The 18,869-nt window shown below is 72.5% G+C and carries 20 protein-coding genes; 13 read left to right on the forward strand and 7 right to left on the reverse strand.

Features of this window, described 5'->3' with window-relative positions:
• The first annotated feature begins 273 nt into the window (after positions 1 to 273).
• Together IH44_RS0131965 and IH44_RS0131970 are read left to right on the forward strand one after the other, a co-directional pair.
• Complete coding sequence (locus IH44_RS0131965; protein WP_030463286.1) at positions 274 to 1,125, forward strand: helix-turn-helix transcriptional regulator; 852 nt, start codon at positions 274 to 276, stop codon at positions 1,123 to 1,125.
• Positions 1,106 to 1,321: a DUF397 domain-containing protein gene (locus IH44_RS0131970; protein ID WP_030463287.1), complete on the forward strand. Its 216-nt coding sequence runs from the start codon at positions 1,106 to 1,108 to the stop codon at positions 1,319 to 1,321. The genes IH44_RS0131965 and IH44_RS0131970 overlap by 20 nt, the downstream gene beginning before the upstream one ends.
• 97 nt (positions 1,322 to 1,418) lie before the next feature.
• Here the strand turns inward: IH44_RS0131970 and IH44_RS0131975 are convergent, their stop codons facing one another.
• Positions 1,419 to 2,678 carry an MFS transporter gene (locus IH44_RS0131975; RefSeq protein ID WP_051817684.1) on the reverse strand — a complete coding sequence of 420 codons (1,260 nt, stop codon included), beginning with the start codon at positions 2,676 to 2,678 and terminating at the stop codon, positions 1,419 to 1,421.
• Positions 2,679 to 2,848: 170 nt separating this feature from the next.
• Here IH44_RS0131975 and IH44_RS0131980 point away from each other — a divergent pair, with 170 nt between their 5' ends.
• The gene (locus IH44_RS0131980; RefSeq protein ID WP_030463289.1) at positions 2,849 to 3,607 is read left to right on the forward strand and encodes a phosphoglyceromutase; all 759 of its coding nucleotides are present in this window, start codon (positions 2,849 to 2,851) and stop codon (positions 3,605 to 3,607) included.
• Positions 3,608 to 3,944: 337 nt separating this feature from the next.
• A complete protein-coding gene (locus IH44_RS0131985; protein ID WP_030463290.1) occupies positions 3,945 to 4,535 on the forward strand; it encodes a lytic polysaccharide monooxygenase in 591 nt (196 codons plus the stop codon).
• 87 nt (positions 4,536 to 4,622) lie between these two features.
• Here the strand turns inward: IH44_RS0131985 and IH44_RS46870 are convergent, their stop codons facing one another.
• Positions 4,623 to 4,802, reverse strand: coding sequence for a hypothetical protein (locus IH44_RS46870; protein WP_030463291.1), 180 nt, complete (start codon positions 4,800 to 4,802; stop codon positions 4,623 to 4,625).
• Between the two features lie 149 nt (positions 4,803 to 4,951).
• Positions 4,952 to 5,626 carry a phosphate signaling complex protein PhoU gene (gene phoU / locus IH44_RS0131995; RefSeq protein ID WP_030463292.1) on the reverse strand — a complete coding sequence of 225 codons (675 nt, stop codon included), beginning with the start codon at positions 5,624 to 5,626 and terminating at the stop codon, positions 4,952 to 4,954.
• 284 nt (positions 5,627 to 5,910) lie between these two features.
• Between phoU and IH44_RS0132000 the strand changes: the two genes are divergently transcribed.
• Complete coding sequence (locus IH44_RS0132000; RefSeq protein ID WP_030463293.1) at positions 5,911 to 7,179, forward strand: cell wall metabolism sensor histidine kinase WalK; 1,269 nt, start codon at positions 5,911 to 5,913, stop codon at positions 7,177 to 7,179.
• The gene (locus IH44_RS0132005; protein WP_030463294.1) at positions 7,176 to 7,868 is read left to right on the forward strand and encodes a response regulator transcription factor; all 693 of its coding nucleotides are present in this window, start codon (positions 7,176 to 7,178) and stop codon (positions 7,866 to 7,868) included. Before IH44_RS0132000 ends, IH44_RS0132005 begins: the two co-directional genes overlap by 4 nt.
• Positions 7,869 to 7,963: 95 nt before the next feature.
• On the opposite strand, the gene IH44_RS0132010 is transcribed toward IH44_RS0132005, so the two are convergent.
• Complete coding sequence (locus IH44_RS0132010; protein ID WP_030463295.1) at positions 7,964 to 8,614, reverse strand: hypothetical protein; 651 nt, start codon at positions 8,612 to 8,614, stop codon at positions 7,964 to 7,966.
• A gap of 376 nt (positions 8,615 to 8,990) precedes the next feature.
• On the opposite strand from IH44_RS0132010, the gene IH44_RS0132015 reads away from it, so the two are divergent.
• The 7 genes from IH44_RS0132015 (at position 8,991) to IH44_RS0132045 (ending at position 15,823) form a co-directional block, all read left to right on the forward strand.
• Positions 8,991 to 9,473 carry a CarD family transcriptional regulator gene (locus tag IH44_RS0132015; RefSeq protein WP_014136563.1) on the forward strand — a complete coding sequence of 161 codons (483 nt, stop codon included), beginning with the start codon at positions 8,991 to 8,993 and terminating at the stop codon, positions 9,471 to 9,473.
• A gap of 167 nt (positions 9,474 to 9,640) precedes the next feature.
• Positions 9,641 to 10,456, forward strand: coding sequence for a 2-C-methyl-D-erythritol 4-phosphate cytidylyltransferase (gene ispD, locus IH44_RS0132020; protein WP_232795161.1), 816 nt, complete (start codon positions 9,641 to 9,643; stop codon positions 10,454 to 10,456).
• Positions 10,446 to 10,940, forward strand: coding sequence for a 2-C-methyl-D-erythritol 2,4-cyclodiphosphate synthase (gene ispF, locus IH44_RS0132025; RefSeq protein WP_030463297.1), 495 nt, complete (start codon positions 10,446 to 10,448; stop codon positions 10,938 to 10,940). The genes ispD and ispF overlap by 11 nt, the downstream gene beginning before the upstream one ends.
• A gap of 43 nt (positions 10,941 to 10,983) precedes the next feature.
• Complete coding sequence (locus IH44_RS0132030; protein WP_030463298.1) at positions 10,984 to 11,379, forward strand: PPOX class F420-dependent oxidoreductase; 396 nt, start codon at positions 10,984 to 10,986, stop codon at positions 11,377 to 11,379.
• Between the two features lie 65 nt (positions 11,380 to 11,444).
• On the forward strand, positions 11,445 to 12,839 hold the full coding sequence (gene cysS, locus IH44_RS0132035; RefSeq protein ID WP_030463299.1) for a cysteine--tRNA ligase: 1,395 nt from the start codon (positions 11,445 to 11,447) through the stop codon (positions 12,837 to 12,839).
• A gap of 92 nt (positions 12,840 to 12,931) precedes the next feature.
• Positions 12,932 to 13,924 carry a 23S rRNA (guanosine(2251)-2'-O)-methyltransferase RlmB gene (gene rlmB / locus IH44_RS0132040; RefSeq protein ID WP_030463300.1) on the forward strand — a complete coding sequence of 331 codons (993 nt, stop codon included), beginning with the start codon at positions 12,932 to 12,934 and terminating at the stop codon, positions 13,922 to 13,924.
• A gap of 249 nt (positions 13,925 to 14,173) precedes the next feature.
• Entirely contained in the window at positions 14,174 to 15,823 is a 1,650-nt protein-coding gene (locus IH44_RS0132045) for a DoxX family membrane protein (RefSeq protein WP_081967250.1), read from the forward strand.
• Positions 15,824 to 15,921: 98 nt separating this feature from the next.
• On the opposite strand, the gene IH44_RS0132050 is transcribed toward IH44_RS0132045, so the two are convergent.
• From IH44_RS0132050 to IH44_RS0132060, 3 genes are all read right to left on the reverse strand, one after another.
• Positions 15,922 to 16,671, reverse strand: a complete 750-nt coding sequence (locus tag IH44_RS0132050) for a nucleotidyltransferase family protein (protein WP_030463302.1) — start codon at positions 16,669 to 16,671, stop codon at positions 15,922 to 15,924.
• Between the two features lie 172 nt (positions 16,672 to 16,843).
• Entirely contained in the window at positions 16,844 to 17,281 is a 438-nt protein-coding gene (locus tag IH44_RS0132055) for a hypothetical protein (protein ID WP_030463303.1), read from the reverse strand.
• Positions 17,282 to 17,531: 250 nt separating this feature from the next.
• Positions 17,532 to 18,629, reverse strand: coding sequence for an ABC transporter ATP-binding protein (locus IH44_RS0132060; RefSeq protein ID WP_030463304.1), 1,098 nt, complete (start codon positions 18,627 to 18,629; stop codon positions 17,532 to 17,534).
• Positions 18,630 to 18,869 lie beyond the last annotated feature (240 nt).

Below are 18,869 nucleotides of genomic sequence, written 5' to 3' on the forward strand. Positions count from 1 at the left end.
ACTGCACCAGGTGCGCGCCGGTGGCCGTCCGCTCCACCCCCAGCGAGGGCAGCCTGACCCCGGCCGAGCCCAGGGCCTCCCGGAGGCCGTCGCGCACCTTGTGCGCGAAAGCCCGGTCCTGCCTCTCCATCCGGTCCAGCAGGGAGTTCCCCATCGCGGCCACCACCCGTTCCCTCACTCGCAATTGTCACGTTCTGTGCCCCAAGGGTTGCGGACCGGCACTAGCCTGGGAAGCGGAGACATACTGACAAGCGATCTGCGTAGAGGTGAGCCATGGTCAGCCCTTCGCCACTCGACCCGACGCGGTCCCCGGCCGCGTTCTACGGAGCCGAGCTGCGGCGGTTGCGGGAGAAGGCCGGGCTCTCCCAACAGGAGCTGGCCGACCTGGTCTTCATCTCGGGGACGTACGTCAGCCAGCTGGAGAAGGCCACCCGGCGTCCGCAGGAAGATCTGTCACGCCAACTGGACACGGCACTTGAGGGCGACGGCCACCTCGAACGACTGCACTCGCTGGTCCGGGCCACCCGGAGGAGGCAGTTCGCCGACTACTTCGTGGAAGCGGCGGAACACGAGCTCCAAGCGAGGTCGATCCTGGAGTACGCGCCCCTCGTGGTGCCCGGGCTGCTCCAGACCCGGAGGTATGCGGAGGCGGTGATCCTGGCCGCTCAACCGCTCCTAGACGAGGAGAAGTTGGAGGAGCGCCTGACAGACCGACTGGAGCGGCAGGTGGTCATCGGTGACCCCGACAGGCTCCTGTTCTGGGCAGTCCTTGACGAGGCGGTGCTCAGGCGGGTGGTCGGCAGTAGGGAGATCATGGCCGAGCAGCTACGGCACATTGCAGGGTTGATCACCAACCGGAAGATCATCGTTCAGGTCATGGAGTTCGATGCTGGGGCGCATGCGTTGCTCGGAGGCATGATCAGCCTGATGACCTTCGACGATGCGCCGCCCCTGGCATACACGGAGACCATGCACGTCGGCCATTTGATGGACGAAACCGCTTTGGTCGAAGAATGCCGCCTGGCCTACGATTTTGTGCGGACGGCGGCGTTGTCGCAGGAGGAGTCCCTGGTCCGGATCATGAAGGCTGTGGAGGAACACGAGGATGCGAGCCACTCCCAATGAGCCTGTCTCGCCGAGGCACTGGCGAAAGAGCAGCTACTCCAACGGCAACGGCGGTTCGTGCGTCGAGGTGGATGACGCCAACTTCGGCCACGTCCGGGACTCCAAGGACCCGTACGGCCCGCACCTGGAGTTCGCCCCGGCCGCCTGGGCTGCTTTCGTGAACGCCGCCGTGGCCGGCGAGTTCGGCGAGATCTGACCCTGCGTCACCCCATGCCGAACGAGGCCCCCTCCCGCGCGGGAGGGGGCCTCTGCGCAATCCGTTTGTTCAGCGGGTGTTCCGGCCGGTCGGGGCGTCAGGCCGCCGTCTCGACCGGGGTCGGGAGGGCCGGTTCGTCGGCCGTCGGGGGTTCGGGGCGGTGGCGGCCGAGGAGGACGAAGGCGGCGGCGGCCAGGGTGCCGGCGGCCGCGCAGCCGCCCCACAGGGCCCAGCTGCCCGCGTACTGGAGCAGCAGGCCGCCGCCCAGCGGTCCGGCGAAGGAGGCCAGTGACCAGGAGAGCGAGTAGACGCCCTGGTAGCGGCCGCGGGCCCGGGCGGGGGAGTGTTCGGCGACCAGCGCCATCATGGTGGGCGCGGTGACGATCTCGCCGACCGTCCAGATCGCCACCGTCAGCGCGTACAGCGCGGCGGACGAGCCGGCCAGCGCGGTCAGGCCGAAGCCCCAGCCGGTCAGCAGTGCGCCCGCGACCAGCAGGGCGGTCCGGTCGCGGCCCTCCATCAGCCGGGTGAGCGGGAGTTGGAGCAGCACGATGAGCACCCCGTTCAGGCTGATCACCAGGCCGAACTGGGCGGCCGAGAGGCCGTGCCGGCCCATGTCGACCGGCAGCGTGGTGGAGCCCTGCTGGACGACCAGGGCCAGCAGCAGGTTCACCGCGACCACGGCCATGAACGGGCCGTCCCGGAACACCGTGCCCAGTCCGACCCGGGGCGCGTCCGCGGCCGGGGCGGCCTTCGGCTCGGGGTGGGTCTCCGGGACCTTCACGAACACCACCACCGCGCACAGCAGGGTGGTCACCGCGTCCAGCAGGAACAGCGTCAGGTAGCCGTGCACGGCGATCAGTCCGGCCACCGCGGCGGAGGCGCCGAAGCCGATGTTGATCGCCCAGTAGTTCAGCGCGTACGCCCGGACCCGGTCCGCGGCCGGCACCAGGTCGGCGATCATCGCGCTCACCGCCGGGCGGGACGCGTTGCTCGCCAGGCCGACCAGGAAGGCCACCGCGGCGATCGCCACCGGGCCGTCGGTGAACCCGAGCACCGCGGTGAACAGCGCCGTCGCCAGCTGCGCGGCCAGCAGCGTCGGACGGCGCCCCAGCCGGTCGGTCAGCACGCCCGCGCCGATCGAGGCCACCGCCGAGCCGAGCCCGAACAGCGAGGCCACCAGGCCCGCGTACGCGGCCGAGTAGCCGCGCTCGTGGGTGAGGTACATCGCCAGGAAGGTGACCACGAAGCCGCCGAGGCGGTTCACCAGGGTGGACGTCCACAGCCACCAGAACTGGCGCGGGAGCCCGCCGCCCGCTCTGCGTGCTTCGGCGGCCAGACGGGCGGCGAGGGGCATGGTGCGGCTCCCGGGCGGTACGGCCCCGGACGGCCGCGGGCAGGGTGGGGCGGCCGCCGGAGGGCAGGGTGGAACGACAGGATCGGTAAGAACCGAAGAGGATGCGCGAACATTACCTCCGGAATGGACGGCCAAGCGATCGGATTTGGCCCTCGACTAGGCTTGGCCCCATGGCTGACACGACCTATCGCTTGATCCTGCTCCGCCACGGCGAGAGCCAGTGGAACCAGAAGAACCTGTTCACCGGTTGGGTCGACGTCGACCTCAACGAGAAGGGCGAGAAGGAGGCCGCCCGCGGCGGCGAACTCCTGCTCGCCGAGGGCCTGCTGCCGGACGTGCTGCACACCTCGCTGCTGCGCCGCGCCATCCGCACCTCGCAGATCGCCCTCGACAAGGCCGACCGCCACTGGATCCCGGTCCGCCGCAGCTGGCGCCTGAACGAGCGCCACTACGGCGCCCTGCAGGGCAAGGACAAGGCCCAGACCCTGGCCGAGTTCGGCGAGGAGCAGTTCCAGCTCTGGCGCCGCTCCTACGACACCCCGCCGCCGGCCCTCGCCGACGACGCCGAGTACTCCCAGGCCGGCGACGCCCGCTACGCCGAGATCCCGTCCGAGCTGCGCCCGAACACCGAGTGCCTCAAGGACGTCGTCGACCGGATGCTCCCCTACTGGTACGACGCCATCGTGCCGGACCTCGCGGCGGGCAACACCGTCCTGGTCACCGCCCACGGCAACAGCCTGCGCGCCCTGGTCAAGCACCTCGACGGCATCTCCGACGAGGCCATCGCCGGCCTCAACATCCCCACCGGCATCCCGCTCGTCTACGAGCTCGACGCCGACTTCAAGCCGGTCACCCCCGGTGGCCGCTACCTCGACCCGGAGGCTGCCGCGGCCGCCATCGAGGCCGTGAAGAACCAGGGCAAGAAGTAACACACCCCTTCCCGCCCTCACCCCCTCTCAGCCCCCTGCCCGGCGCAACGACGCCCCGGCCCAGGGGGCTGTCCCGTTCCCGCGCCGCCGCCGCGCTCCCCTCCTGGCGTTGCCGGCCGCCGGCCGCCGGCCGCTTACTGAGTCGATGGAACGTCAACTCACCTTCGGCAAAGCCTCGTTAAGGTTCCTGAATGGTTCAGACCATTGACGGGGGGAAGGTGTGGCTTCTAGCGTGGGAGCACTGTCGGCGCGGGCATGACAATCTTGGTCGCCCCCCACGCGGCCCCTTTCGCGTGTCCGCGGTCGTGTACTCCATCCACCCCCACGGAGGAGCACCATGCGCAAGCGCAACATCCTCGCGGTCGGCTTCGCGGCCGCCGCAGCGGTCCTGGCCACCGCGATCCCGGCCAGTTCGCACGGGTACATCACCACGCCGCCCAGCCGGGCGGGGCTGTGCGGTGCCGGTGTGGTGAAGAAGTGCGGGCAGATCCAGTGGGAGCCGCAGAGCGTCGAGGGCCCCAAGGGCTTCCCGGCCTCCGGGCCCGCCGACGGCACGCTGTGTGCCGGGGCGGACTCCCGCTGGGCGCCGCTGGACGACCCGCGCGGCGGGGCCTGGCCGACCACCAAGGTGACCGCCGGGCAGCAGCTCACGCTGACCTGGAGCATCGAGGCGCGGCACGCCACCACGTCGTTCCGGTACTTCCTCACCAAGCCGGGCTACGACGCCACCACCAAGATCACCAGGTCGAACCTGAACCTGACCCCGTTCCTGACCGTCCCGATGGGCGGCAAGCAGCCCCCGGCCACGCTCAGCCACACCGCGACGCTGCCCTCCGGGCTGACCGGCCACCAGGTGATCCTGGCGGTCTGGGACATCGCGGACACCGGCAACGCCTTCTACCAGTGCATGGACGTCAACTTCTCCTGACGTCCGGACGGACAAGGCAGGGCAGTGCAGGGCAGGACGGCCGGGCACCCCCGCGGGAGGGGTGCCCGGCCGTCCGCCGTGCCGGGCTCAGTGGCCGCCGCAGCAGCCGCCGGTCGCGCCGCCGCACTGGCAGGGCGCGCCGGACTGGCAGCCGCAGCCGCAGCCGGGACCGCAGCCGCAGCCGGCGGCCAGCACCGGCAGCAGCTTCGCCGCGGCCGGGGCGGCCGGGTGCGGCGGGGGAGTGGTCGGGGTGCCGGTCGTCTTCATCGGGCTGCCTCCTCGTCCGGGCGGAGCCGGGCGAGCCGAAGCAGCCGCCCGTCCCTTCGAGTGAAACCCGGCGGTTGACGGCACGTCAACGGGCGCGCGGAGGCTGGCGGTTCGGCCTCCGTGCGCCCCCCGACGGGTGCGGCGGCGGGCTACTCGGCGGGCTCCGCGGTGGCGATGAAGTCGTCCACGTGCTCGCCGGTGACCAGGTACACCACGCGCTTGGCGACCGAGACCGCGTGGTCCGCGAAGCGCTCGTAGTAGCGGCCGACCAGGGTGACGTCCACCGCGGTCTCGATGCCGTGGTGCCAGCGGTCGTCCAGCAGGTGCGAGAACAGCTCGCGGTGCAGGGCGTCGATGGCGTCGTCGTCGGCCTCCAGCTCCAGCGCCTTGTCGACGTCCTTGGTGGCGATCACCAGTCCGGCCTTGGCGACCAGGCGCTGGGCGAGCTGCCCCATCTCCAGCACGATCGGGTGCAGGTCGTTCGGGACGGCGGTCTCCGGGTAGCGCAGCCGCGCGACCTTGGCGACGTGCCGGGCCAGGTCGCCGCAGCGCTCCAGGTCGGCGCTCATCCGCAGCGAGGTGACCACGATGCGCAGGTCGGTGGCGACCGGCTGCTGGCGGGCCAGCAGGTCGATCGCGCGGTTCTCCAGGTCGTGGTGCAGGTCGTTGATCTTCTCGTCGGCGGCGATCACGCTCTCCGCCAGGGCCAGGTCCGCGTCCAGCAGGGCGGTGGTGGCCCGGCCCATCGCCGAGCCGACCAGGCGGGCCATCTCGACCAGGCTGTCGCTGATCGAGTCGAGTTCCTCGTGGTACGCGTCGCGCATGCGCTCTTCTCCTCCAGTACCGGTGTCGGTGGCGGTGCCGACCGGACGTCCCGGACCGTCCGCCCGAGGGGCGGGGGTGCGGGCGGCCGCTGCTGGTGGCGCGAATGGTAGCCGCGTCACCGCCCACACGGGCTTGCCCGGCCCAGACTGAGCCGTTCGGGCGACCTCCCACGGCCTCTGCGGTGAATCGGCGGAATCCTGAAGGTGAATTCTCGGCAACGTCAGGCCGATGCCTTGATCGCACCCTTACGGAGTGCGCCCGAGCACCATTTACGCTGACTGGCATGGACGTGAACGTGGCCGCCGCCGCTGCCTGCGCCATAGCCGGGCTCGGCGTCGGCCTCACCGCCTCCATCGCCTTCCGCTGGAGCGAGCGCGAGCAGGCACGCGGCAGGAGCGGCAGGACCGGCAGGACCAACAGGAGCGCGGCGCCGGAACCGGACCAGGAGCCGGCCCTGCCCCCGGGCGTGGACACCGTGCTCTCGGTGCTGCGCTCGTGCGCGATCGTGCTCGGCGAGGGCGACGAGGTGGTCAAGGCCTCCTCCGCGGCCTACGCGATGGGCCTGGTCCGCGGCGGCAAGGTGGCCGTCGACCCGATGCTGTCGCTGGCCCGCTCCACCCGGCGGGACGGCGAGATCCGGCAGATCGAGCTGGAGCTGACCCGCCCCGGCGCCTCGGCCCGCACCGCCGAGCCGCTGGCGGTCTCGGTCCGGGTCGCCCCGCTGGGCTCCCGGCTGGTGCTGGTGCTGGTCGAGGACCGCACCGAGCGCCGCCGGATCGAGGCGATCCGCCGCGACTTCGTGGCGAACGTCTCGCACGAGCTGAAGACCCCGGTCGGCGCGCTCTCGCTGCTCTCCGAGGCCGTCGCGGACGCCTCCGACGACCCGGAGGCGGTGCAGCGCTTCGCCGGCCGGATGCAGGTGGAGGCGACCCGGCTGGCCAGCCTGGTGCAGGAGATCATCGACCTGTCCCGGGTCCAGGACGACCAGCTCAAGGTCGACCCGGAGCCGGTCGCGGTGGACGAGCTGATCGCCGAGGCGATCGACCGCTGCCGGCAGACCGCCGCCGCCAAGCAGATCGTCATCGCGGCGGGCGGCACCACCGACCTGTACCTGGTCGGCAACCGCGGCCAGCTGGCCGCCGCACTCGGCAACCTGGTGGAGAACGCGGTCAACTACAGCCCGCCGCGCACCAGGGTCGCCATCGCCACCCGCCGGATCTCCAGCGCCGCGGCGCTGGGCGAGGCGGACGGCGAGCTGATCGAGATCTCGGTGACCGACCAGGGCATCGGCATCTCGGAGAAGGACCGCGAGCGGATCTTCGAACGCTTCTACCGGGTGGACCCCGCCCGCTCCCGCCTCACCGGTGGCACCGGCCTCGGCCTGTCCATCGTCAAGCACGTCGCCGCCTCGCACCGCGGCACCGTGTCGGTCTGGAGCGTCGAGGGCCAGGGTTCCACCTTCACTCTGCGGCTCCCCGCCGGGCAGGCCCCGGTCGAGGACCCCGAAAACCACGCAGCAACCACACTTCCTGCCCCGGAGGCCCGATCGTGACCCGTGTACTGGTGGTCGAGGACGAGGAGTCGTTCAGCGACGCCCTGTCGTACATGCTCCGCAAGGAGGGCTTCGAGGTGGCGGTCGCCGCCACCGGGCCCGACGCGCTGGAGCAGTTCGAGCGCAACGGAGCGGACCTCGTCCTGCTCGACCTGATGCTGCCCGGCCTGCCCGGCACCGAGGTCTGCCGCCAGCTGCGGGTCCGCTCCAACGTCCCGGTGATCATGGTCACCGCGAAGGACAGCGAGATCGACAAGGTGGTCGGCCTGGAAATAGGAGCCGACGACTACGTCACCAAGCCGTACTCCACCCGCGAGCTGGTGGCCCGGATCCGCGCGGTGCTCCGCCGCCGCGGCGAGGACGGCGGCGCGGACGGCGCGACCGCCCCGGGCGCGCTGGAGGCCGGCCCGGTCCGGATGGACGTCGACCGGCACGTGGTGACGGTGGACGGCGCCAAGGTCGACCTGCCGCTCAAGGAGTTCGACCTGCTGGAGATGCTGCTGCGCAACGCGGGCCGGGTGCTGACCCGGATGCAGCTGATCGACCGGGTCTGGGGCGCGGACTACGTCGGCGACACCAAGACCCTGGACGTCCACGTCAAGCGCCTGCGGGCGAAGATCGAGCCGGACCCGGGCGCCCCGCGCTACCTGGTCACGGTCCGCGGCCTGGGCTACAAGTTCGAGCCGTAGACCGCACCCCCGCAGCACGGGAAGGGCCCCGCCTCGCGGCGGGGCCCTTCCCCTTTGCTACGGACTTCTGCGCTGCGGACTCCGCTGCGGGCGCGTCAGTGGGCCGAGGCCGAACCCGACGGGCTGGCCGGGGCGGAGGCGCTGCCGCTCGCGGTGGCACCGGCCGACGGCGAGCCGCTGGCACCGGCCGCCGGGGCGGAGGCGGACGCACTGGCCGAGGGGGACGGGGCGGCCTTCTTCGGGCCGAAGGCCTCGTAGCTGCCGACGGCCGGCTGCACGTTGGCCTGGGCGGAGACCTCGCCGGCCTTCGCGAAGGTGAAGGTGGTCTTGACGTAGCCGCCGACCGACAGCTGCGAGGAGGAGACCTGGGCGACCGGGCTGCCCTGGGCGCCGAGCAGCACCGACTGGTTGACCTTGAGGTCCACGGTGGAGACGGGGGCGCCGTTCTCGTCGGTCAGCTTGGCGGTGGCGTCACCGATCTTGACCGAGGTGAGCACGTCGTCCGTGGCGCCGGCGTTGGCGATGTTGACGGTGACGGTCGCCGGGCCGGTGTACGCACCGGCGCTGCCCGCCTCGGTGACCACGACGATGTTGTTGAGCTTGACGCCGTCCCCGACGCTCGTCGCCGCGTTGTCCGGCTTGATCTGCAGCGTGCTCGCGTCGTTGCCGGTGGCGCAGGCGGCCAGCGGGAGGATCGCGGCGAGGACGATGGCGGCGACAGCGCCGCGTCGAAGGCTCCGGCTCACGGCGGCGACTTCTCCTTGATGGGGGGAATGATCCAGCGGAAAACGGATCACGGTCGGTGGTCGTGGGCCAGACTACCGACCACACATATCCGGCTCTCACGGGGTGGCCCCGTGTCGCGGTCCGATCACGATCCGGGGCGCCCGGCGCGTCGGGGGCAAAAACTCAAGATCCAATCATGGTTTCGGGGTCGTGACCAGAGGTTTCGCCGCGCGGTCAGACCGCCTCCGACCTGCGGGAAGCCCGGATCGAACATCGGTCGCAGCATGCGACGGGGGTGGTTGTCAAGCCCTGGGACCGGCCCTGACCTGCGAAAACGCCCTTCGGGTCAGCCGAAAAGCGTGTTATTCTGGAAAGCCACGGAAGGGGTCCTGTCACATGACGTTCAAGGTTGGCGACACGGTGGTCTACCCCCATCACGGGGCTGCGCTGATCGAGGCCATCGAAACTCGCCAGATCAAAGGTGTGGACAAGACCTACCTGGTGCTGAAGGTGCAGCAGGGAGATCTGACGCTTCGCGTTCCCGCGGAGAACGCCGAGTTCGTCGGCGTCCGCGACGTGGTGGGCCAGGAAGGCCTGGACCGCGTGTTCGAGGTGCTGCGGGCACCGTACACCGAAGAGCCCACCAACTGGTCTCGCCGGTACAAGGCGAACCTCGAGAAGCTCGCGTCCGGCGATGTGATCAAGGTCGCAGAGGTCGTCCGCGACCTGTGGCGCCGCGAGCGCGAGCGCGGCCTGTCCGCCGGCGAGAAGCGGATGCTGGCCAAGGCCCGGCAGATCCTGGTGAGCGAACTGGCGCTCGCCGAGAACACCAACGAGGACAAGGCCGAGACGCTGCTCGACGAGGTTCTCGCCTCCTGAGCCGCGACGAGCCGCGAGGCCGGTCGAATTCTGATCTCCCAGCCCTGCCAACGGGGTTGAGCCAGGTTTGACGCAGCGCCCGGTGGTGCCCGAACAGGCACCTCGGGCGCTTCGCCATGCCCGGAAGGGGGGTGGCACGGCGGAACGGCGAGCACGGTTCCACTAACGTGCAGTCAGGAAGGGGGCCTGCCCGCTCGCGTCATCCGCGCTCGGCACGGGCCATACCCATCACAACCGAGGAGCCAAACCTGAACGCCTCAGCACAGCTCGCGGCAGCGGTCGTACCGGCCGCCGGGCGCGGCGAGCGACTCGGCCCCGGCGCCCCCAAGGCGCTGCGCGAACTCGGCGGCGTGCCGCTGCTGGTGCACGCCGTCCGGGCGCTGGCCCGCAGCCGGGCGGTCGGCCTGGTGGTGGTGTGCGCCCCGCCGGACGGGGTGGCCGAGGTGGTCTCGCTGCTGGACAGCCACGGCCTGGACGGCAAGGACGTCCGGGTGGTGCCCGGCGGCGCCAGCCGGCAGGAGTCGGTGCGGCTCGGCCTGGCGGCCGTCCCCGCGGGCACCCGGGTGGTGCTGGTGCACGACGCGGCCCGCCCGCTGGTGCCGGTCGAGGTGGTGGACGCGGTGGCCGCCGCCGTCCGGGCCGGGGCCGAGGCGGTGGTGCCCGCGGTGCCGCTGGCCGACACCGTCAAGCGGGTCGAGCCGCAGCCGTCCGGGCCGGAGCCGGTGCTGGACACGCCCGACCGCTCCACCCTGCGCGCCGTGCAGACCCCGCAGGGCTTCGACCTGCCCGCCCTGGTCGCCGCGCACGGGAAGGCGCTCGCCGAGGGCGCCGAGGTGACCGACGACGCCGGGCTGATCGAGCGCTTCGGCGGCCGGGTGGTCGTGGTGCCCGGCCACGAGGAGGCGTTCAAGGTGACCCGCCCGCTGGACCTCGTGCTCGCCGAGGCCGTGCTCGCCCGCCGGAGGGCCACCGATGGCTACTGACCCGATCGTTCCGCGCACCGGCATCGGCATCGACGTGCACGCCTTCGAGGAGGGCCGCCCGCTGCGGGTGGCCGGCCTCGACTGGCCCGGCGAGACCGGCCTGGCCGGGCACTCGGACGCCGACGTGGCGGCGCACGCCGCCTGCGACGCGCTGTTCTCCGCCGCCGGGATCGGCGACCTGGGCGCGCACTTCGGCACCTCCCGCCCCGAGTGGGCGGGCGCGGCCGGGGTGGCGCTGCTGGCCGAGGCGGCCCGGCTGGTCCGGGAGGCCGGCTTCGAGATCGGCAACGTCGCCGTCCAGGTGATCGGCGTCCGCCCGAAGGTCGGCAAGCGCCGGGCCGAGGCCCAGGCCGCGCTGTCGGCGGCGGTCGGCGCCCCGGTCTCGGTCTCCGGCACCACCACCGACGGCCTCGGCCTGACCGGCCGCGCGGAGGGACTCGCCGCGATCGCCACGGCGCTGGTCTACGCCCGGCCCGGCGCCTAGCCTGGCCCTGACGGAACGTCAGGAACCGGTCACTGGAGGAGAGATGGGCGTCGAACTCGCCGACAAGGTGAAGGAACTGCTGGACGCGAAGAGCTACGCCGTGGTGTCCACGGTGCAGCCCGACGGCAGCCCGCAGTCGTCCGTCGTCTGGGTGAAGCGGGACGGGGACGACATCCTGTTCTCCACCGTCCAGGGCCGCCGCAAGCACCTCAACCTGGTGCGGGACCCGCGGATCAGCCTGCTGGTCAACCCGGCGGACAACCCGTACACCTACTTCGAGGCCCGCGGCGAGGTCACCATGACCACCGAGGGCGGCCCGGAGCTGATCGACGAGCTGTCGCGCAAGTACCGCGGCGAGGACTACCGGTTCGACGGTCCGGACGACGTCCGGGTGGTGGTGCGGCTCACCCCGCGCAAGGTGGTCGGCAACAACCTCTGAACGCGGGCACGCCAAAGCGGCGGAAGGTGGCGGGGCACCCCCCGCCGCCCACTACCCTGGTCGCTGTGAGCCTTCGCCTGTACGACACCATGACCCGCCAGGTACGCGACTTCGTCCCGCTGGTGCCGGGCTGTGTCTCGATCTACCTGTGCGGTGCCACGGTCCAGGCACCGCCGCACATCGGGCACATCCGGTCCGGCCTGAACTTCGACGTGATGCAGCGGTGGTTCCGCTACCGCGGCTACGACGTCACCTTCGTGCGCAACGTCACCGACATCGACGACAAGGTGATCGCCAAGGGCCGCGAGCAGTCCACCGAGTGGTGGAAGATCGCGTACGCCAACGAGCGCGCCTTCAACGAGGGTTACACCGCCCTCGGGTGCCTGCCGCCGAGCGCCGAGCCGCGCGCCACCGGCCACGTGCCCGAGATGATCGAGATGATGCGCGGCCTGATCGAGCGCGGCCACGCGTACGCCGCCGACGGCAACGTGTACTTCGCGGTCACCACCTACCCGGAGTACCTGGCGCTCTCCAACCAGGAGCTGGAGAACCTGCGGCAGCCCTCCGGCGACGGCGAGACCGGCAAGCGCGACCCGCGCGACTTCGCCATGTGGAAGGCCGCCAAGCCCGGCGAGCCGAGCTGGGAGACGCCCTGGGGCCGCGGCCGCCCGGGCTGGCACCTGGAGTGCTCGGCGATGGTGCACAAGTACCTCGGCCGGGCCTTCGACATCCACGGTGGCGGGATCGACCTGATCTTCCCGCACCACGAGAACGAGATCGCCCAGTCCAAGGCGTTCGGCGACGAGTTCGCCAACTTCTGGGTGCACAACGCCTGGGTGACGCTGGCCGGCGAGAAGATGTCCAAGTCGCTCGGCAACTCGGTGCTGGTCTCCGAGATGGTCCGGCGCTGGCGGCCGATCGTGCTGCGCTACTACCTGGCCGGCCCGCACTACCGCTCGATGATCGAGTACAGCGAGGAGTCGCTGCGCGAGGCCGAGACCGGCTTCGGCCGGATCGAGGGCTTCATCGAGCGCGCCGTCGAGCGCTGCGGCCCGGTCGACCCGGCACCCGAGGTGCCGCTCGCCTTCGCCGAGGCGATGGACGACGACCTGGGCGTCCCGCAGGCGCTCGCCGTGGTGCACACCGCCGTCCGGCAGGGCAACAGCGCGCTCGGCGCGGACGACAAGGAGTCGACCGCGGCCCGCCTCGCCGAGGTCCGGGCGATGCTCGGCGTGCTCGGCCTCGACCCGCTGGACGAGCAGTGGGCCGACGGCGCCGAGCAGAGCGAGGAGCTCACCGGCGTGGTCGACGCCCTGGTCCGGCTGGTCCTCGACCAGCGCCAGGCCGCCCGCGCCCGCAAGGACTTCGGCACCGCCGACGCGATCCGCGACCAGCTCGGCGCCGCCGGGCTGGCCGTCGAGGACACCCCGTCCGGCCCGCGCTGGACGATCAGCCAGTAACACCAGTAGCCCCCCGGGGCGCGCAGGGGCCGTACCTTTGGAGAGGTGCGGCCCCGACGCACGAAGCAGACGCAGAGACAGGAAGTACAGCCATGGCCGGCAACAGCCAGCGCAGGAACCGCCGCAACGCCGGATCGAAGAAGGGCGCGAGTGTCGGTACCGGCGGCCACAGCCGGAAGGCGCTCCAGGGCAAGGGCCCGACCCCGCCCGGCGAGGCCCGCAAGGGGCACCCCAAGCAGCGCGCCGCCAACGCGGCGCTCAAGCGCGAGCGCGACGCCAAGTCCCGCGCGGGCATGCGCCGCGCCGGCGCCGGCAGCCGCAGCGGGCGCGGCGGAGCGGGCGCCGCCGAGCTGGTGGTGGGCCGCAACTCGGTGGTCGAGGCGCTGCAGGGCGGCGTCCCCGCCACCGCGCTGTACGTGCAGCAGTTCATCGACACCGACGACCGCGTCCGGGACGCCTTCCAGGCCGCCAACGAGCGCGGCATCCCGCTGATGGAGGCCCCGCGCCCGCAGCTGGACCAGATGACCGGCGGCCTCAACCACCAGGGCCTGGTGCTGCAGGTCCCGCCGTACGAGTACGCGCACCCCGAGGACCTGCTGGACGGCGCCGCCGACGCCGGGCAGGACGCGCTGATCATGGCGCTGGACGGCGTCACCGACTCGCGCAACCTGGGCGCCGTGGTCCGCTCCGCCGCCGCGTTCGGCGCGCACGGCGTGGTGATCCCGGAGCGCCGGGCGGCCGGCATGACCGCGGGCGCCTGGAAGACCTCCTCCGGCGCGGCGGCGCGCCTGCCCGTGGCGCGCGCCACCAACCTGACCCGCGCGCTGGAGGCGTACCAGAAGGCCGGCCTGATGGTGGTCGGCCTGGCCGCCGACGGCGAGGCCGAGATCGGCGACCTGGACGCGCTGAACGGCCCCGTGGTGATCGTGGCCGGCTCCGAGGGCAAGGGCCTGTCCCGGCTGGTCTCGGAGACCTGCGACCTGCTGGTGCGGATCCCGATGCCGGGCCAGACCGAGTCGCTGAACGCCGGTGTCGCGGCGGGCATCGTGCTGTACGAGGCCGCCCGGCTGCGCGCCAAGCGCTGACGTCCGGGCCGGGCGCCGGGGGCTGACGCCTGGCTGGGCGCCGGGGGCCGGGGGCTGGCGTCCGGCTGCGCGCCAAGCGCCGGCGTCCGGGCGGGTGGCGGGAACTGACGACCGGTCAGTCCGTCGTTTTCGTGGGGCAACCGGTCGGGTCCGGTCGGGCCCGATCGGTTTTCTCATGATCACTTCAAATCCTCTCCCGGAATCCACCCGGGAGAGTGTCCTCGGGGCCCGTCACCCGGTTAGAGGGGTGTGGACACCAGAACACCACTGCGCCTCGGGCAGCGCCCCTCGGGGATAGACGACGGTCCGGTCCTCAACACGGTCCGGGTTCCGTCCGACCCGTCGAGGCTCAGCAGCACCCAGGCCAGCTTCCGGGTCAGGCTCTCCGCCCCGGTGGCCCCGATGATCGACGCCCCGGCCGGTGCCGCCTTCGGTGACCCGTACGGCCTGCGCAGCGGCGTCACCCCGCAGATCGTGGTGCCCGCCTCGTCGGTGCCCGCGCTGGCCGGGATCACCGCCGCCTCGGTCACCGGCACGGCCCCCCGCCGCAAGGCCCGGGTGGTCACCGCCTGGAGCGGCCGGACCGGGCCCGGCGACACCGCCGCCACCCAGCTGCTGGAAGCCGTCCGGCTGACCACCGTGCCCGCCCCCGCCAAGGGCTTCGCGGAGGACGACACCCAGCAGCTGCAGGCCGTCCCGCGGCAGTACGGCGGCCCGGCCGGCGGCTCCGCCGGCGGTTCCGGCGAGACCCCGCGGGTCGGCGTCCCCGAGCTGCTGGACGAGTCGGTCCGGATCGGCGCCGGACGCAGCTGGCAGCCCGAGGGCGAGCTGCCGGAGGTGCCGTCGCTCGGCGAGGGCGCCTCCAAGCACGCCTGGTACCCCGGCCGCCGGGTCGACCTCGGCCTGGTGCTGCTGCCGCTGCGGGTGCTGCTCGGCTCGCTGTCGGTGTACGCCGGGTTCAGCAAGCTGTGCGACCCGGTGTACTTCGACGGCGGCGAGCGCGGCTCGATGATGCGCTGGCTGTCCTCGCTGCACCCGTGGAAGGTCGCCCAGCCGCTGCTGGACCTCGCCATGGCCCACCCGGTCGGCGCCGGGCTCGCGGTCTCCTTCCTGGAGATCGTGGTCGGCGTGCTGTCCATCCTGGGCCTGTGGCAGCGGCTCGCGGCCGGCACCGCGATGGCGCTGTCCGCGGCGCTGCTGTTCACCGTGAGCTGGAAGGCGGTGCCGGTCTACGACACCCCCGACCTGATCTTCCTCGCGGCCTGGAGCCCGCTGCTGATCGCCGGCGCCCCGTTCGCCTCGCTGGACGGCCGGATCGCCCTGGAGGCGTTCCGCCGGCACGGGCCCGCCGAACCCGGCGCCGTCCGCCGGCGGATGCTGCGCCGCCGCGGCGTGGTCACCGCCGTCGTGGTCGGCCTCACCCTGCTGTCCGGCTCGCTGCTCGGCGCGGCGGTCCGCACCGGCGGCAGCACGGCGCCGGTCCGGCCCCCCACGGACTACGGTTCCCCGGTCTGGCCGAGCAACAGCCCCTCGCCGTCCCCGACGCCCAGCCCGACGCCCAGCCCCACCCCGAGCCAGAGCAAGCCTCCGGCCTCGCCCTCCCCCTCGCCCAGCCGCAGCGGCGGCAAGGCCAAGCCGAGCAGCGGCGCCCAGGGGGGCGGCAGCTCGTCCAGCCCCCGGGCGGGCGCCGGATCCGGCACCTCCGGGTCGGGCAGCGGCACCGGCACCGGTGGTGCCGGGAACGGCGGCTCCGCGGGCGGCACCGGCACCGGCGGCGCGCCCTCGGGCGCCCCGCGCAGCACCCAGCCCTCGCACGGCGTGATCGGCGGGCTGCTGGGCAGCGGGCCGCCGCTGCTGGAGCTCGGCATGAGCCCGCAGCGGTCGGCGGGCACCGCCTGAGACCGGGCCCCGCCCGGCAGCAGCTGACAGGGCCCCTCCGGGACGGTTCTTCCGTCCGGGAGGGGCCCTGCTGGTGTGTTGTGCGCCGACGGGCGCTGCTACTCGCGGATGGTGGCGAGTTCCTTGGCGGCCTCGGTGAGGTCCTTGGCGGTGTCGATGGCGCGCCAGTAGCAGCCCTGCGGGAGCTGGTAGCCGGCCAGGCGGCGGTCGCGGGCCAACTGCGGGAAGGTGGTGCGCTCGTGGTCGCCGACCTCGGGGAGCAGCTCGCGGAAGCCGGGCGCGAAGACGTACAGGCCCGCGTTGATCAGGAACGGGGACGGCGGGGCCTCGATGAAGTCGAGGACGTTGCCGAACCGGTCGGTCTCGACGGCGCCCCACGGGATCCGCGGGCGGGCCAGGGCGAGGGTGGCGACGGCGGCCCGCTCGTGGTGGAAGGCGGCCATCTCGCGGAGGCTGAACCTGGTCCAGATGTCGCCGTTGGTGGCGTACCAGGGCTCCGCGGGGCGCGGCAGGGCGGCGGCCGCGTAGCGCAACCCGCCGCCGCGGCCCAGGGGTTCGTCCTCCACCACGGTCCGGGTGCGCAGCGGCAGGTCGGCCTGCTCCAGCCAGTCCCGCAGGACCTCGGCGAGGTGGCCGCAGGAGATCACCACGTCGGTGACGCCCTCGGCGGCCAGCCACTCCAGCTGGTGCCCGATGATCGGCTTCCCGGTCCCGGGGATCTCCACCAGCGGCTTGGGCCGGTCGTCGGTGTACGGCCGCAGCCGGGAGCCCTGCCCGCCGGCCAGGATCACCGCCTGGGTGACGGCGGGGGCGGTGGCACCCGGGGCGGGGCCGGTGTCTGCTGTCATGCGCGCCACGATAGCGGGACCGCCGCCCCGGCCGGCCGGCGTCCGCGGGCCGACCGGCGTTCGCGCCGGGGTGTCACGCTGCGGAGCCGGGTTTTGATGCGGCCCCTCGTTGCGGGTCCGGTTCCGTTGCGGGGTCGGTTCCGGCGCAAGGCCGGTTCCGTTGCGGGGTCGGTCAGTTGACCACGCCGGCGGCGAACGAGCCGTCGCAGACCGGGCGGGCGAAGGAGCGGGCGCGCTGCACGTCGCCCTGGTACTTCTTCACCGCGGCGCGGCCGAGGTCGCCGGCCAGCGCACTGCAGTACGGGGTCAGCGTCGGGTTCTCGCGCATGGTGCGTTCGAGCAGGTCGAGCGCGGTGCCCGGGTTGTGGTTCTTCAGCTCCTCCATCAGGTCCACCCGGAGGGCGTCCTGCGGGGCCATGCCCTGGGTGTTGGGGGCCGTGGCGGTGCGGCCGATGGTGCCGTCACCGCTGGAGGCCGCCACCACCTGCTGGTCCAGGCCCGTCGGCGGGGCCCACGGGACGCGGGTCACGGCGAGCGTGCCGGTGGTCACCAGGATCACCGGCAGGGTGAGGGCAACGGTCTGGGCGATGCGGCGCACGAGCTGTTTCACGCACAGGAGAGTAGCGCTGCGTGGCGGTGCGGGCGCGCCACGTTACCCCATCGAGTGACGGGTGCCCCGTTTTGTTCCGCCATCGGGTTGACGTGGCGGCCCTCGGAAGGCCCTCGGAGGGCCCCGGGGCGTTCCGGTGGTGTGTGCGGGAACGCCGGAACCCCCTGCCGACCGCCGTGGGCAGGGGGTTCCGTGGAAGAGCGGCTGGACGGGCGCCGCCGTCAGGTGCGGCGCCCCTCCGGTGCTGTCGTCAGCGGCTCAGGCGCACGCCGCCGTCGGCCTCGGTGGTGAAGACGTGCGGCTCGTTGCCGACCGGCACCACGTGGATGGTCTCGCCGCGCTGCGGGATCTCGCGGCTGTGCACGCGGACCACGATGTCCTTGTCCTCGCCGGACACCTGGGTGGTGCCGTACACGAAGCCGTCCGCGCCGAGCTCCTCGACCACGTTGACGGTGACCGCGACGCCCTCGAGGCCGCCGGCCGGGACGACCTGGAAGTGCTCGGGACGGATGCCGACCACGACGTTCTTCGCGCTGCCGGCCTTGGCCAGGTCCTCGCGGGCGATGTTGATGATCGAGCCGCCGAACTTCACGCCGCCGTCGACCAGCGGAACCTCGATCAGGTTCATCGCCGGGGAGCCGATGAAGCCGGCCACGAACAGGTTGCCCGGGCGGTCGTACATCGCGCGCGGGGCGTCGACCTGCTGCAGCAGGCCGTCCTTGAGGACCGCGACGCGGTCACCCATGGTCATGGCCTCGGTCTGGTCGTGGGTGACGTAGACCGTGGTGATGCCCAGGCGGCGCTGCAGCGAGGCGATCTGGGTACGGGTCGAGACGCGGAGCTTGGCGTCCAGGTTCGACAGCGGCTCGTCCATCAGGAAGACCTGCGGCTGGCGGACGATCGCGCGGCCCATGGCGACACGCTGGCGCTGACCGCCGGAGAGCGCCTTCGGCTTGCGGTCCAGGTACTGGGTCAGGTCGAGGATCTTGGCGGCCTCTTCGACCTTGGTGCGGATCTCGGCCTTGTTCACGCCGGCGATCTTCAGGGCGAAGCCCATGTTCTCGGCGACGGTCATGTGCGGGTACAGCGCGTAGTTCTGGAACACCATCGCGATGTCCCGGTCCTTCGGCGGCAGGTGGGTCACGTCGCGGTCGCCGATGCGGATGGCGCCCTCGTTCACGTCCTCCAGGCCGGCCAGCATGCGCAGCGAGGTCGACTTGCCACAGCCGGAGGGGCCGACCAGGACGAGGAACTCGCCGTCCGCGATCTCCAGGTCGAGCTGGTCGACGGAGGGCTTGTCGGCACCCGGGTACACACGGGTGGCCTTGTCGTACGTCACAGAAGCCATGGTGCTTCGCTCCTTCACCGGCAGGAACGTGCCGGACGATCCGAGTAAAGGTGGATGTTCTTCCGCCACCCCGGCCGGCCCGACCGACTGGTCTGAACCACTGGCGCCGAGTGCGACTCCCCGCGACGCTACCTGGCAGTTCATCCTTTTGTCAGCCCTCTGCCGCCCCCGAGTTGGCATCGATCCGGTCACACCCCCGTCCCCGGCTGCCCCCGACCACCCCCGCGCACCCCCCACAAC

This window comes from Kitasatospora sp. NRRL B-11411 (assembly GCF_000721345.1).
Lineage (GTDB): Bacteria > Actinomycetota > Actinomycetes > Streptomycetales > Streptomycetaceae > Kitasatospora > Kitasatospora cineracea.